The sequence below is a fragment of the Lentihominibacter sp. genome (genome assembly GCF_046951855.1).
In the GTDB taxonomy this organism is placed as follows: domain Bacteria; phylum Bacillota; class Clostridia; order Peptostreptococcales; family Anaerovoracaceae; genus Lentihominibacter; species Lentihominibacter hominis.
Genome location: NZ_JBKTXS010000017.1, coordinates 43,200 through 43,874 on the forward strand (window position 1 = coordinate 43,200; position 675 = coordinate 43,874).

1 protein-coding gene and 1 pseudogene are annotated in these 675 nt (G+C 36.4%); both read left to right on the plus strand.

Annotation, left to right across the window (positions count from 1 at the left end; translation table 11 throughout):
• Nucleotides 1–219, plus strand: a pseudogene (locus tag ACLR96_RS06195) (hypothetical protein); the annotation flags it as partial.
• Between the two features lie 71 nt (nt 220–290).
• On the plus strand, nt 291–675 hold a 385-nt coding region (locus ACLR96_RS06200; RefSeq protein ID WP_412265438.1), incomplete at its 3' end, for an NYN domain-containing protein.

The following is a 675-nucleotide window of genomic DNA, read 5'->3' on the forward strand; positions in this document are numbered from 1 at the left end:
AAAAAAAATTTCCGTATATTGCAAGTAGGAACGGGAGAAACTCCTCTGACAATACCTTTTTATGAAAAGTGCGGCTTTAAAAGATCACACTCTGTAAAAAATTTTTTTGTTGATAATTATGATCATGACATTTATGAGGACGGAATAAAGCTTATAGATATGATATATCTGCGAATGGATCTTAACTGTGATCAAAACCATGCGGACCGGAAAGACTGATGATTTCCAATATACTCTTGTTGGTGTTATAATATAGAAACAGGCAGAATTGCCGAGGAAGGAATATTAATATGGAAAATTTGCAGAGCATTGTGCTTTTGATAGATGCAGATAATACACAATTATCGAAAATGGAAGAAGTTATACGGGAGATTTCTACTCATGGACGTATTGTAGTAAAAAGAGCATACGGAAACTGGAAAAAGGAAAGCCTGAAAAATTGGGAAAATGAGCTGAAGCGTTTGGCTATTAAAGCTGAGCAGCAGTTTGATTATGTTACCGGAAAAAATGCGACTGATATGGCTTTGGTTATAGATACGGTTAATTTACTTCATAAAGGTATTTATGATGCGTTTGTGATTGTTGCCAGTGATAGTGACTATACGCCATTGGCTATAAATCTGCACGAGTCAGGGGTTTATGTCATGGGCGTGGGAGAAAAGAAGACTCCAGAGG